This is a genomic window from Ktedonobacteraceae bacterium (genome assembly GCA_035653615.1).
Classification (GTDB): domain Bacteria; phylum Chloroflexota; class Ktedonobacteria; order Ktedonobacterales; family Ktedonobacteraceae; genus DASRBN01.
In genome coordinates this window covers 19,236-32,892 of record DASRBN010000015.1, presented here as the reverse complement: position 1 = coordinate 32,892, position 13,657 = coordinate 19,236, and the positions used below count along the sequence as shown (strand labels likewise).

Genomic DNA, 13,657 nt, shown 5'->3' with positions numbered 1-13,657 from the left:
AATTGTCTACTTCCTGAGAGCGTGAAGATCTGAAAGGCCCGTATCAGTGAGGTCTCTCAGTCGAGCGTGTCTGAGGCAGTAATTCATTCGTAAGTAGTCGTTCTGCTCTACATCAAGACGATTGTGGCCCGTTCGATTTCATTCGTTTCTGGTAAACAAGGATGTACGGGGACGCGATTGCGAGCCGATTTCTTAAGGCCGCCGGGAGTCCTCGTGAGAAAGGAAGAAGTCGTTGAAACCACCGCTTGACCCAGTCTCATTAACCGTCTTTATTGTCTTTTTTCTGATTGTCACGGCCATAGGTTTCGTAGCATCGCGCTGGCGCCGGGGAGACCTGAATCAGATTCATGAATGGGGTCTGGCAGGACGGCGCTTCGGAACTGTAGTAACATGGTTTCTGCTGGGCGGCGACCTCTACACAGCCTATACCTTCATTGCTGTACCGGCGGCAATGTTCGGGCTGGGCGCATTGAATGGTTGGTTCGCCGTACCCTATACCGTTCTGGTATACCCCATCGTCTACGTGCTAATGCCAAGATTCTGGACGGTGTGCAAACAGCGCGGATATGTAACCGCCGCCGATTTTGTCAAAGACCGGTTCGGTAGCGGCACGCTGGCACTGGCCATGGCAATTACGGGCATTGTGGCAACGCTGCCCTATATTGCCTTACAGATGTTCGGCATTCAGGTCTGCCTGGCCGCGCTCGGCATTCCGCTTAGCATAAGCGTTGGCGGCGTGCCGGTCGATATCCCCCTGCTCATCGCGTTCATCATCCTGGCCGCCTACACCTACACGAGCGGCCTACGTGCCCCGGCGATGATCGCGCTGGTCAAAGATATCATGGTACTGACGGTGGTATTCGTAGCGGTCATCTATATTCCTATCAAACTGGGTGGATTCGGCAACATTTTCGCGGCAGTACATGCCAAGGCCGTCGCTCATCCCGCGGTTGTAAATGGCAAGGCTAACCCCACCGCCTTTTTCGAGTTCCTTTCAAGCAAGCAGTACCTGGCCTATACGACGCTGGCGCTTGGCTCCGCCCTGGCGCTGTTCCTTTACCCACATTCGATTACAGGCACGTTGAGCAGCAGCAGCCGTGATGTGGTCAAGCGCAACACAGCCCTGCTCCCCATCTACTCGTTAATGCTGGGCCTGCTGGCGCTGGTCGGCTACATGGCCATCGCCGCCAAGATCAACCCGCTGGCAACCTTCGGCTCCAATGGCTCAATCCCGGCCCTGATCTTGACGGAATTCCCGAACTGGTTCGCAGGCTTTGCTTTTGCCGCTATCTCCATTGGCGCGTTAGTGCCCGCCGCTGTCATGTCGATTGCGGCGGCGAACCTGTTTACGCGCAATGTGTGGAAGGAGTATATACACCGCGACGCCTCTGCTCGCGAGGAGACGCAGGTGGCCAAACTCGCTTCGTTCATCTTGAAATTTGGGGCGGTGCTGTTCATCGTCTACATTCCCACACAGCAGGTCATCAACTTCCAGCTGCTTGGCGGCATCTGGATACTGCAAACGCTGCCCGCGGTATTCCTCGGCCTTTTCACCAACTGGTTCAACCGCTGGGCCTTACTCATCGGCTGGCTGGTAGCTGAGGTGCTTGGGACGTTGATGTTCATTGCGGCCAACCTCAAAGCGGTCTACACGCTGCAACTCGGCTCGCTGACCATCATTGCCTACGCAGCCGCGATCGCGCTGGTGGTCAACCTGGTACTCGCGATTGTCCTCACTCCCATCTTCGAGGCCATCGGGGCTAAACGCGGCGTGGACGCAACCTCACCCGCGGACTACGAAGAGGAACTTGCTCCTGTCGAGCCGGTGGAGGCGGGTAAAGAGGCGCTCGGATAGAAAGGATTCTCTTTCATAGAATAGAGACGAACGCTTACCTTCATGCACGAGCCGGTATGGTTTTTGACAAACTACTCCGGCAACGACCGCTAAGCCGATCAATCGGCGGTGGGCGCGATCAATCGGCCCCTACGGGACCCCGCGGCGAAGCCGCGTAGGGGCCGGTTTACCGTGCCCACCGCCGATTGATCGGCCCGGCGGTCGAACGCCCGTAGGGGCCGGGCAGTCCTGTCTGGGGGACAGGCATACCGTACCCAGCGCCGATTGATCGGCCCGAATTTCCCATTAATTTTGTCAAAGTCCCTCATTGACTTTCCCCCATCCAATAGCGTAGGATTGCGCAAAGATGATGTCGTTCCCGTATACTACAAACACAGATAGCAGGTAAAACACAGGCAACGATGGACATAGACGACGAAACATCCGGCGAATCCAATGAGGTAGGCAGCGACGAATTACTTTCTGAGGATAACCTGCGCCTGCCTGAGAGCGCGAATATCCTTGTGCGCGTGCATGCCGTGCGGGCCTGGCTCGCCCGGCGACGCGAGGAAGCGGCCATTCAGGTAGGAGAAGCTGCTTTACAACTTCAGCAGTTAGCCATGGAGGAACCGCGAGAGCCACGTATGCGTCGCCGCGCCCAGCAACTGTTGACCGAGAGGCGAGAGCAAGCTCAGCAGGCGCTTACAGATGCGCAGGAGCGATTGCGCGCCTATGAAGAGGCCCAGGCGCTATTGGAAGAATGTCTCACCCACAACAACGGCGAGCGCGTGCTGGTAGAATATTACCTTTTACTGGAAGAGCAGGTAAATGGAGAACTCCCCTCGCGCAATCAAAACGAAGAAGCCGCGCTTGTAGAACAGCCGGCCCACTCACCTGCCTGGCTCAAGGCGATTGCCGATGTGCAGAATCGCATTGAACGTGTGGGGATTCCTTCTGAGGAAGAATGACAACAGGTCAGATTTGAGGTATCTCTCACCCGCTAAAAGCCACCATTTCCCCATTGCCCATGCGAAAAGCCAGCGTAGACAAATCGACCTGGCTGGAAACGGGAAAGTCGATGTAGCCGCTTTGGGGCGTGTTGGGTAGGACGACCGGGGCGATATCTACCAGCTTGGGCGCGATTACCTGCCCATTGTCGAGTACCAGGCGCGCAAGCGAGGCATAATCGATGCCGATGGGCGCCTGCGTTTTGCCCATGTTCTGCTCTTGCATTGCCACGCGGACCGTAAAAATGCCTCCATGCTTGCTATCATCGGAAAATGCTGCTGCCTCTGTCACCTGGGTAATGGTAATATGCACATTGTTGTAGTCTATGGCCCGATTGACGGTCAATGTACCGACCGGGTGCGTTACCGTGACAGTTGCCGGCAGTGAATCGCCTGTGACATTTGCATCATCTTTTTCAGGCGGGGCGAAAAAGCTGAGAACGGCAAGGATAACTATAATGGCAAGGGCTATCGCTATCCGTATCCGTGGTGGAATGGATGCGAAGAGGCCCTTTTTCTTTGTTTGTGACATGATCTACTGTGCTCCTGGTTCAAATGTAACCAGGATATATTATAGCAAAGTTTGGGCAGACAATTATAGGGGCACACATTGCGTGGCAAGTAAGCATGGGGGTGCTAGTACCTGCCGAAATTGGGGGAACACAAGGGATGCCCCTACGTGCAGAATATTATAACACAGGTATAGAGCAAACAAGAAGACATGCTCTGAAATTTCCTGGTGCAAGACTACAAAGTACTAGAGTTTCTCAACTTTGACAACCAGAAGCGGTCATGATAGTGCCAACCCTCATATCCTGATGATGAACTTTCACGAACATCACCGGTCATCCGAGTGGCCTTGTCCATGTCATTGGCGGTTCATGTCATTCTTCGTTTCACTCAGAATGACATGAACCGCCAATGGCATGAACCGCCAATGATATGGACAGCCAATGGTACAGATTCTTCGTTTCACTCAGAATGACATGGACAGCCAATGGCATGAACCGCCAATGGCATGGACAGTCAATGACACGGACAGGCGCTCTTACCGATCTTGATGGCAAAAATTCATAATCAGGGTTGCGGTAGGAAATTCTGGTTGCCGAAAGAGCCGCCCAGGACATCTTGAGAAGACGCGCCCATCCAGCGATCCAGCACCGTCGCGTATACCGAGCGGAAATCGATAGTATATTTCAGGTTGCCGTTCTGATCGAGATTGCTCAGGCCTGGTGGCTCGCCGTAGATGCCCTTGTTGATGGGGTTGCCCAGCACAAACATGGGAGCCGCGGTGCCATGATCGGTACCCAGGGAGCCGTTTTCTTCCACGCGCCTGCCGAATTCGGACCATGTCATGACGACGACATTATCGGCCTTGCCATGCGCGGCCAGGTCATTGTAAAAGGCGGAAAGACCGTTGGCAAGCGTCTGCATGAGGGTATCGTGGGTGCCCTGCTCGTTGGCATGAGTGTCAAAGCCGCCAAGCGTTACGTAGCCAACACGCAGTCCCAGGTCACCTACAATTGCTTCCGCCAGCACCTTCAACCCGCTGGCAAAAGGCCCGGTGGGATAGGTGACGGCAGGGTGATACTGCGCGTCGGTCTGCCGCAGGCGACTTGATCCATCTTGTGCATTGAGCGCGGTTGTATCCAGCAGCGCGGCATAGGGCGATGTTTTGGGATAGGAGTTATAAAGCTTCAACAGGGCCTGCATGCGCGCATTGCCCCCATCGGTGTCTGCCGGGTCGGGATAGACGGTATAGGTTTTGACGCTCGAAAGTGTAGGCACCTGCGTGGTGATGGACATCAACGCCTGCGCCGTTTGCGTACCAATATCGAGCGATTTGAAAGGATGGCCTTGTTGATCGACGAGACCGGAGACGAGTTTGCCGAGCCAGCCCTCGCTGCCGTTGCCGGTGAGGTCGAGCGTTTGCCAGATATCCATAGCTTGAAAGTGCGAAAGGCTCTGATTGGGGTAGCCAACGCCCTCGACTATAGCCAGGTGCCCCTGATCCCACAGCTTTTTCAAGGGTTGCAGGTTGGGATGCAAGCCCAGGCGAGAATCGAGTTGCAATACTTTCGATTCTGGTATGGCCAGGGTAGGCCGCAACTTGATGTACATGGGATCGGTGTAGGGGACGACGGTATTGAGGCCATCATTGCCACCCGCCATTTGCACAACGATCAATACACGGTCGCTGGCGGTCTGTGCCACACGCGAACCATCCAATGCCTGCGCCCTGGCCGAGGCGACACCACGACTGAAGATGGAAGGCATGATCATGCCTGCCGATACGACCAGCAAGCCGTCTTTAATCATTGCCCTGCGACTGAGTTTCATCTATTTGCTCCTTTATCAATTCAGCTGGTATTCCGGCGATGCCATCATCAGGTACAGCGTCCCGCGCACACGATTGAGCGGATAGCTCTTGCCATTGGTCAGCGTAATCTGCCCTCCTCTACCGCTGCTGTCGGGACTCGTAAAGTAGTCGAGCAGCTGGGTGCGCCGGTCGCTTTCGATATTGCCATCGAGCAAGAACGACGAGAAGTAATCGACAAACTTCTCCGGCGAATCGATCTGGTTCGAATTGACGACGCTTTGCAAATTGACCAGCGGGGTAGAGCCAGTGCGAGCAAGCGTGCCACGCGCGAGCAGCAAGTCGATGTAGTTGAGGCGCGTCATCCACGTACCGCTATTGAGCCAGAACGCGCTGGTTTTGTCACCAGGCCAGCCAGCGACGTTGGGCGGATCAAACAGTGTCTGGCCCATCAATGTTGTTATAGCGGGCAGGCCGGTGCCATCTCCGTTAATAGCCAGGGCACGATACGCTCCGACGGTGAATTCAACAGGCGACTTCACGCGGCTACGATAGGCCTTTGGTGAAGAGAATTGGGGCGAAAGCAAGAGCGTGCGCACGACTGCCCCCATGTTATGCCCGCTTTCAACATAAGTATCAACCAGAGGTTTCAGGTCGTCGCTGCTGGGATTCTCATAGGCGAAGAAAGTAAACAATTTGCGACCGATAAACCAGGGCGTCGCAGGATGATTGGTGAGGATATGTATCACATCTTTATAGTCCAGGTTGCCCACGTGACCCAGGTAGTACTTGGTTAAGTTATTGTGATCGTTGGGATTGTAGTATGAGGAAAGCCCCTTGACATGCCAACCGGTGAGCGCTGCAGCTCCCTCGGAGACATCGCGCTGCGTATAGTTACCAAGCCCGATGGTAAATAGTTCCATCATCTCGCGGGCATAATTTTCATTGGGCGCGTTTTTCCTGCTCTTTGTAAGGTCGAGGTAGAAGAGCATAGCCGGGTCAGATGTGATGCCAAGCATGATGTTGTCGAAGGTATCAAAAGCATGATCGCGTAAAAACTGGTTCTGGATGATCATGCGCATATAATTGTTCTTGCCGCCAACCTTGCGAAAACTGCTGGTGAGCACGCCGTGCCAGAACAGGGTCATTTTCTCCAATAACGGGCGCTGCGTCCAGGCCATACGCAGCAACCACCAGCGCTGCTGGTCGGTAGGATTATTGAGGTTCAGATTCAAGGCTTTGAGCCGGTTCTCCAACTCGTCATCTGATACCTGCGAGTAGTTCAGCAGGCGGTCTACAGCGCCGTTGAAGCCAAGACTGCTATATAGTTGCATGTCGCTGGATGAGGCCCCGAAACCCGCGCGTCGCAACAGATGGCCGGTCTGGGTATTGCTCGCCATAGGACCGTGGAAGAGATTGCTCCAACCGCCGTGCTGTAACCATTGTTCTAGCGTGGCGCCACCGGCAGCCGCGACGATACCCGCGCCACCAATGGCAGCCATCGTCGCTAACGATTTGCCCATGAACGTGCGGCGTGAGAGTTGCGGCCCTTGTGACTGTCTATAGGAACGACCACGTGTCGCCTGCGGCACAGGTGGATTGGCCTGCCCAGGTTGAGGAGCCTGCGCGTGTATTTCCCCTCCATCGCTTTGCCCGGCCGCTTGCGATGAATCATCCCATTGAGGTAGCGTTGGTTGATCGTGCATATGCTTTAAACTCCTAACAGAGTACTACGCCCCACCCTCATACACATCAAAGACATCTGGCTTAATCGTGACGCAGGACCTCGCAACATCGTTTGATACCCGTGAGGGCCGGTGCAGGTCATGCGCCTTGACCTGTCTGTTTGCTCGTATTGTAGCAGACAAACATCAAGAAAGTCTCAAGAAGAAATACAGAATATTTTATGAAAATACTTGTGCAGGAGATGAGGCTCGCTCCACAGTCAAATGATTCCGTCTCAAAGAGCGATGGGCACCGCATAGGAGCGCCATTTATTGTGCTGTTAGCAATGATTGGCACTATTTTGCTGATCGATGCAACGCTGCCCCTAAGGGCGTTATGGTTTCATGAGGCGCTGCTGACCCAGCTGGGAACGTGGCCGGTGCTGCCTTCTGAGATCTTATTTCCAGGGTTCGCAATCATTCCGCCCATTCCGCATGTTCATATCACAGGGACGCCAGATTTGACCCTTAGCTGGTTGGAAGTAGCCTTCTTGCTGAGCGCGTTCATTGCCGTATTTGTGGTTTATATCGTTGCTTTGCGTCGTCTTCCTGGGCATATCACACGCCGTTACCTGCTCTGCTCCACTCTATTACTGGGATTCTTATTCTGTCTTATTCCTGTTGTCACCTCGCCTGATCTCTTTTCCTATATAGCTTATGCCCGTACAGGCATACTGTATCACCTGAATCCTTTAACGACGCTTCCATCCTCTATTTCTCAAGACCCGGTCTATGGCTATGTCGCCTGGCCGGACCAGCCTTCGGCGTATGGCCCCACATGGGTTATTATTACCGGCGCTATGCAGGGTATCTTTTCGCTCTTTGGCCTCAACTATCTTTTGCCAATGCTCATCATGTTGCGCCTCTTCGGGCTGCTGATGCATGTGCTTTCTACATGGTTGATCTGGTCAATCTGCGGGCATCTAGGGCGCAGGAATGCACGCATAAGCGAGAAAAAGCGTATGCTGGCAACGCTGGCATTCGCCTGGAATCCGCTGCTACTGTTCGAGGCCTGCACAAACGCGCATAATGATGCGGCGGTGTTGTTCTTCGTGCTGATGGCAATCTGGTTTCTGGTGCGCGAGAGGAATACTGGAACAGGTAGTTCGAGCATCCGTGCCGCTGTTTTCGCCATGGGCATGCTGGCGCTCGCGACCTGCCTGAAGCTCTATGTTGTGCTTTTCGCGCCAGGATTCCTGCTCTTTTTGTGGTTGCAGCCGTCGCGCCGGACGCTCAAAATAGCCCTGGTGGCCATTGTGTCGTATGCCGGTGTAATTGTAGCCCTCTATGCACCATTCTGGCAGCGAGGAGCTATCTTCGATGTGCTTACGGTCAATCCCGCGGCATCCCGCACCATCAACTCGTTGCCTGATCTACTGGCGCATCTTTATAATGCTATCGCTGCCCTGTTGGGATTTCCTCTCGGAGAGCCAATTGGTTCGCCGGCTGAGCATGTCATGCATACCTTGAGCCTGGCGCTTTTCGTGCTGACCTATTGTATTGTGTGCTGGCGGACGATACGCGGCACACAATTGGGAGGGCGACCCTTGAGGTCGCCCTTACAAGGCATCGCTACTGTTCCTGGCCTGGTAGGCTGGATGGCGCTGGTGTGGCTGCTATTTTGCATGATCGGCTCGCCCTGGTACTGGCCCTGGTATGTGGTGACGTTCTTCGGCCTGTATGCGGTTCTTGAGGCAGTGAGCGATGAGCAAATCTGGACATATTATGTGCGCCTGCTCGCTTTCAGCACGCTAAGCATCTATTGCTTCATTGCGTGGGGACCTCGGTATACTATCGTTCCAGGTCTGCCCGGCTTCACATGGGCATATTTCGACGCGCTGTGGGTCTGGGGATTGCCGCTGGTGGGCCTCGCATTGATACATAAGCGAAGACATGGCCGCGCACCTATTCAGGATGCAACTTTGCTTGAGGCGACAAGGGGTAAGACGCCACAGAAGGCTACTTAACTTCTGCCCTGAACTGCCGTTACGAAATTGTTTCCCTTTTTGTACGTTTATTTCCGATGGCAGGTTATGCCTGAGCCTGGCGATGGCAAGGGGCGCCACTCCATGTTGCTAGCGCAAAAGTACTCCTTGCTTTCTTTGCAAACCTGTCGATAGAAATAGAGATGCTATATTTTGAATTGAGAAGCGGGCACCCCACTCAACAGGATAAAGATCATGAAAAACTCACCGGATACAAAGCGTAATATATTTCTGCCTTTCCTCATGATTGCAAGTCTGGCCCTGCTCGTTATCCTGCTGGGGTCAATTCTGTGGGTTGTTATCAACACGGTGTCCAGTGGGCCTGTCAACAGGCATGCTACCGGGGGCGCGATGAATCTGACTCCTACAGCCCATTCCACAAGCACGAATATACCCGTCTCTCCGCTCCTTTTTGGCACGAATCTTGGCCTCTTTACCGGTAATGACCAGGTTTTAACCTCTCCCACGGCGCGCAACTTGCTGGTGCAGATGCACATCCAGATTATTCGCATGCCCCTGCGTTCGAGTTTATCTGAAGCTACCGAGATAGCGGCGGCGAGGACGATCAAAAATCTGGGCGCGGTCCCGCTAGTCGCGCTGCATGGAGCCACCGACCCGGGTGCTTTGAAGATCGATAGGCGCATGGTTTCCGATATGAATAGCATTTTTGGCAGGCAAACCGTCTACTATGAATTTGGCAATGAGGACGACTGGCACGGGGTCGATGCGACGACGTATACACATGCCTGGAACACTGTCGTGCCCCAATTGAAAGGCCTGGCCCTCAATGGGCAGTTTGTGGGACCGGTCAATTACCAGTATGAGCGCGATTACCTGACCACTTTTTTGCAGCATGCCAATCCGCGTCCAGATGAGATCAGCTGGCATGAATATCCCTGCCTGGATTCTTCGACACAAAATACCTGTATCTCGCACATCGATGACTGGACAACGCATATTACCGATGCGCGCCGTGTAATAGAGAACACAATTGGCACTACGCTCCCCATTATGATTACTGAGTGGAATTACGCTCCCGATGCTGTGCCGGATGATGGTAAGGTCAACGACGCGGCGTTTATGACGACCTGGACCACCAGGGCGCTGCAAACGCTGGCCGCCAATCGCGTCTTTGCGGCGATGCAATACTCCTGTACGAATACGGTGATCTCTTTGATCGATGACCGCAATACGCTGACAACGCAAGGGCAGGTGGTGCAGGACGAGTACCAGCGCATAATTGCCGGTGGTCAGGCACCCGCGTTGGCGCCGAGCGCCGGTCATGGCCAGTACGTCTCGTTCTCCTTCGAGGATGGAAGCACTGATGGCTGGGCAGCAAACAGTAGCAAAATCAGCACTGTGCAAAACAGTAGCGCTTTCGCCCGGGACGGCAAGCACTCCTTGCAGGTGACGCTCAGCAATAGTGGCAGCAACGATTTCCCCTATGTCGCGGTAGATAACGTTAACATGGCCAACCCTCCCGGAGGAGGCCAGGCGGTTTCCGCGTATCTCTACCTGCCGGACAAGAACATTGCGCTGTCCGCAAAGATATTTGTGATGGACAAGACGTATCACTGGTATTCCGCGGCATTCACACAGCTGCAACCGGGGATATGGAATCACCTGAACTACACTCTCCCCGTCACGATTAATGGACAGCCACAGGTGCTGGGCATTCAGTTCAATAGCCCGACAAACGCGACGACGAGTGTCTATATCGACGCGGTAAGCTGGACGTGATAGCAATGTAACGGGCGCGATAAATCGACGGGCGACCACAAGGTACACCCCTACTTGACAGGCATAATGCGTTCCTCTACAATCTCAGCACCAGCAGTGCTGGATTCCCCCATATCCCGCACTGCCTCCCCTCTATGGTTGCGCGTGCCAGGGCGACGGGTGCAGAGTGCGGATTCATCCAGCACAAAGCCGGTCTTACGGACGAGTTGCATAGAGGGGAAGAACTCACAAGAGATCAGCAACTGGTTGCATAGAGGGGACAGGCGACCATAAGGGGAAGGGTGACCATGTAGAGCGCGGGTTGGTAGAGTGCGCATTTATCCAGTACATAGTCGATTTATCGCACTCGTCGCGTGGTTGCCCCTACGGGTGCAAGATGAATCGTGTAGGAGAACGCCTCGGAAACTACCGCCTGGTGCATTTTTTAGGTCAGGGTGGCACAGCTGAAGTTTACCTGGCAGAACATATTTTCCTCAAGACAATGACGGCGATTAAGGTTCTCAGCGTACAACTATCGAGCAGAGAGCTGGAGCAATTCCTGCACGAGGCTCGTATTATTGCTGGCCTGGATCACCCAAACATTATACGCATCCTGGAATTTGGCATCGAGGGCGGCGATGCGATTTCAGACACCGGCGAGTTGAATAGAACAGGTGGTACGCCTTACCTGGTGATGGAATACGCGCCGAACGGTACGCTGCGCGGGCAATTTCCGCGAGGGACGCGGGTGCCGCTGGCAGTTCTTTTGAGCTATGTGAGGCAGGTGGCCGGTGCTTTGCAGTACGCGCACGATAGACGGCTCATTCATCGCGATATCAAACCGGAGAACTTGCTGCTGGGGCGAAACAACGAAGTGCTGATCAGCGATTTCGGAATCGCTGTAGTGAGCCAGAATTCGCAGTTGGAGCGCACGCAGGAAGTGGTAGGGACGATAGGCTATATGTCGCCAGAACAATTGCAAGGCAAGCCACGCCCGGCGAGCGATCAATATGCGCTGGGGGTTATCGTGTACGAGTGGTTGTGCGGGGAGCGCCCTTTCTCAGGTTCTTTCATCGATCTCTTTGCACAACATTTGCAAACGCCGCCACCGCCCTTGCACTTGAAACTGCCGGGTATTCCACCCGAAGTTGAGGCCGTAGTGATGAAAGCGCTGGCCAAAAATTGGCAGGAACGCTTCGCGACGATTTCACTCTTTGCCGGGGCTTTAGAGCAGGTCTGTAGCCCCTATGTTTCCCCTGCTACAGGCTCGCTGCCCGGCATCTCAACACGGGCAACAACGCCGCTATCGCGACCGCTATTACCGCCCTTGACGCCCGGCATCTCCGGGGAGACAGGAAGCGGCACGTCCAATACGCCGCCGCTGACGATGCCGGTGACACCGCCATTTAGCGGACCGGCCCCTATTGCGGGCATCGGACACGTGAGGGATGCGACTACGTTTTCCTCTACCACACAAGCGGACATGGCGGGCAGAGTTTCCGCATCCTTCAAGCAGGGAATGAGCGTGGAGGCGCTACAACAGGGGAGATCTCTGGGGGCCGATGAATCGGCGCTGGGCGCGATCAATCTTGCACCCGGCAGTGCCGATCAATCGGCGCTGGGCGCGATCAATCGGCCCCTACGGAAATCTGGGCATGAGGTTGCAGGCGAAGGCAAACGCAAGGTTTCCCGGCGCGCGGCGCTGATTACCCTGGGGATGGCTGGAGTTGCTGCCGTAGGAGGCATAACGGCATGGCAGCTACTCTCGCACCAGCCGCGGCAAACTGGCGGGTCGCCCCCGACCCCCACAACGACTATTGCCGTGGCAGAAACATTATTCACCTACACGGGTCATACGCTGGACGTTTATGGTGTGGCGTGGTCTCCGTCCGGTTTGCTGATCGCTTCCGTTGGTCAGGATATGACTGTGCAGGTGTGCGATGCCAGGACGGGGGCAAGGCGTTTCAGCTACACAGGACATAAGGGTTCGACGAACGGGCTGGCCTGGCTGCCGGAAGCAGGAACACGCATCGCTTCGGCCAGCTCTGATATGACGGTCCAGGTATGGGATGCTCTGAGCGGCGAACATGTGCTGATTTATAAGGGTCATAATGCTTTTGTGCGAAGCGTGACGTGGTCCCCTGACGGTAAATATATTGCCTCAGCCGGAGACGATAAGGTTGTGAGGGTGTGGGATGCTGCCAGCGGCAAGACGATATTTACTTACGATGGGCATACGGACCTGATCTGGTTTTTACGCTGGTCGCCGGATGGCACGCGCATTGCTTCGGCCAGCAAGGATAGGACTGCGCATGTGATTGACGCGGGCACGGGGGCCAGGATACTGATTTATAGCAAGCATACAAGAGGCGTGCAGGCGCTGGCATGGTCACCGGATAGTAGCCGCGTGGTCTCTGCCAGCTCAGATAAGACGGCGCAGGTATGGGATGCCGGTTCGGGGGCGACGAAGCTGATTTATCGCGGTCACCCCGACTCTGTACAGGGAGTAGATTGGGCGACGGATGGTAGGTCTATCGCTACGTGCAGCAGTAATGCGCAGGTATGGGACGCTACCACGGGAAAGAGGATTCTCAATTACAACCAGCCTCCTCTCATTCACGGAGTCGCATGGTCGCCGGATAGCACACGTGTTGCATCCGTTGGAGTAGACACCACAATGAGGGTCTGGCAGGTAAGCACATCTCGCTAATTGCCCACACTTTACGTTATCCTCTTCCATTTATTTCTTGATACAATTTGAAACGAAAACGAATATTGCTTCACAACTAAAGACGTGTTATACTTCGCATGGTTGCTTTCTACCTTTTAAGAGGCAGCGGGCCAGATAGCCAGCGTGTATTTTATCTCTTTCCCGGGCAGGCATGCTAATTAAATGGTTGTTTTTCACAGAATTCTTGCGTAAAGGTTCATTGACTGTTCACCTCTATTACTGTATGAAACATGCAGAGAGTCTAACCGGCACAGGAATCCAGTGATTCCCAGAAGGCGTGTAGAGATTCTTCGCTGCGCTCAGAATGACACGCCAGGGTTCTGTCATTCTTTGTTGCGCT

General features: G+C 54.5%; 10 protein-coding genes. 5 read left to right on the top strand and 5 right to left on the bottom strand.

From position 1 onward, the window contains the following. The first annotated feature begins 232 nt into the window (after window positions 1-232). On the top strand, window positions 233-1,855 hold the full coding sequence (locus VFA09_07755) for a sodium:solute symporter (protein ID HZU67157.1): 1,623 nt from the start codon (window positions 233-235) through the stop codon (window positions 1,853-1,855). Between the two features lie 98 nt (window positions 1,856-1,953). On the opposite strand, the gene VFA09_07750 is transcribed toward VFA09_07755, so the two are convergent. Further along, window positions 1,954-2,163, bottom strand: a complete 210-nt coding sequence (locus tag VFA09_07750; protein ID HZU67156.1) for a hypothetical protein — start codon at window positions 2,161-2,163, stop codon at window positions 1,954-1,956. A gap of 93 nt (window positions 2,164-2,256) precedes the next feature. Here VFA09_07750 and VFA09_07745 point away from each other — a divergent pair, with 93 nt between their 5' ends. Next, window positions 2,257-2,802 (top strand): hypothetical protein, encoded by a 546-nt coding sequence (locus VFA09_07745; protein ID HZU67155.1) that lies wholly within the window; start codon window positions 2,257-2,259, stop codon window positions 2,800-2,802. A gap of 25 nt (window positions 2,803-2,827) precedes the next feature. Here the strand turns inward: VFA09_07745 and VFA09_07740 are convergent, their stop codons facing one another. The 3 genes from VFA09_07740 to VFA09_07730 all read right to left on the bottom strand — a co-directional run bounded on the left by VFA09_07740 (window position 2,828) and on the right by VFA09_07730 (window position 6,864). Then, on the bottom strand, window positions 2,828-3,373 hold the full coding sequence (locus VFA09_07740; protein HZU67154.1) for a hypothetical protein: 546 nt from the start codon (window positions 3,371-3,373) through the stop codon (window positions 2,828-2,830). Window positions 3,374-3,918: 545 nt separating this feature from the next. Beyond that, window positions 3,919-5,181: a DUF1501 domain-containing protein gene (locus tag VFA09_07735; GenBank protein ID HZU67153.1), complete on the bottom strand. Its 1,263-nt coding sequence runs from the start codon at window positions 5,179-5,181 to the stop codon at window positions 3,919-3,921. Between the two features lie 15 nt (window positions 5,182-5,196). Then, window positions 5,197-6,864, bottom strand: coding sequence for a DUF1800 domain-containing protein (locus VFA09_07730; GenBank protein ID HZU67152.1), 1,668 nt, complete (start codon window positions 6,862-6,864; stop codon window positions 5,197-5,199). 200 nt (window positions 6,865-7,064) lie between these two features. On the opposite strand from VFA09_07730, the gene VFA09_07725 reads away from it, so the two are divergent. Continuing rightward, window positions 7,065-8,849 carry a hypothetical protein gene (locus tag VFA09_07725; protein ID HZU67151.1) on the top strand — a complete coding sequence of 595 codons (1,785 nt, stop codon included), beginning with the start codon at window positions 7,065-7,067 and terminating at the stop codon, window positions 8,847-8,849. 213 nt (window positions 8,850-9,062) lie between these two features. Continuing rightward, window positions 9,063-10,607 (top strand): hypothetical protein, encoded by a 1,545-nt coding sequence (locus VFA09_07720; protein ID HZU67150.1) that lies wholly within the window; start codon window positions 9,063-9,065, stop codon window positions 10,605-10,607. Window positions 10,608-10,657: 50 nt separating this feature from the next. Here the strand turns inward: VFA09_07720 and VFA09_07715 are convergent, their stop codons facing one another. Further along, on the bottom strand, window positions 10,658-10,819 hold the full coding sequence (locus VFA09_07715; GenBank protein HZU67149.1) for a hypothetical protein: 162 nt from the start codon (window positions 10,817-10,819) through the stop codon (window positions 10,658-10,660). A gap of 164 nt (window positions 10,820-10,983) precedes the next feature. Between VFA09_07715 and VFA09_07710 the strand changes: the two genes are divergently transcribed. Then, window positions 10,984-13,296 (top strand): serine/threonine-protein kinase, encoded by a 2,313-nt coding sequence (locus VFA09_07710; GenBank protein HZU67148.1) that lies wholly within the window; start codon window positions 10,984-10,986, stop codon window positions 13,294-13,296. Window positions 13,297-13,657 lie beyond the last annotated feature (361 nt).

What these genes read in the sequence shown, in the direction of transcription:
- VFA09_07750 (HZU67156.1), bottom strand. Translation starts at nt 2,163, where the DNA reads ATGAGGGACTTTGACAAAATTAATGGGAAATTCGGGCCGATCAATCGG.
- VFA09_07745 (HZU67155.1), top strand. Translation starts at nt 2,257, where the DNA reads ATGGACATAGACGACGAAACATCCGGCGAATCCAATGAGGTAGGCAGC.
- VFA09_07740 (HZU67154.1), bottom strand. Translation starts at nt 3,373, where the DNA reads ATGTCACAAACAAAGAAAAAGGGCCTCTTCGCATCCATTCCACCACGG.
- VFA09_07735 (HZU67153.1), bottom strand. Translation starts at nt 5,181, where the DNA reads ATGAAACTCAGTCGCAGGGCAATGATTAAAGACGGCTTGCTGGTCGTA.
- VFA09_07730 (HZU67152.1), bottom strand. Translation starts at nt 6,864, where the DNA reads ATGCACGATCAACCAACGCTACCTCAATGGGATGATTCATCGCAAGCG.
- VFA09_07725 (HZU67151.1), top strand. Translation starts at nt 7,065, where the DNA reads ATGAAAATACTTGTGCAGGAGATGAGGCTCGCTCCACAGTCAAATGAT.
- VFA09_07720 (HZU67150.1), top strand. Translation starts at nt 9,063, where the DNA reads ATGAAAAACTCACCGGATACAAAGCGTAATATATTTCTGCCTTTCCTC.
- VFA09_07715 (HZU67149.1), bottom strand. Translation starts at nt 10,819, where the DNA reads ATGCAACTCGTCCGTAAGACCGGCTTTGTGCTGGATGAATCCGCACTC.
- VFA09_07710 (HZU67148.1), top strand. Translation starts at nt 10,984, where the DNA reads ATGAATCGTGTAGGAGAACGCCTCGGAAACTACCGCCTGGTGCATTTT.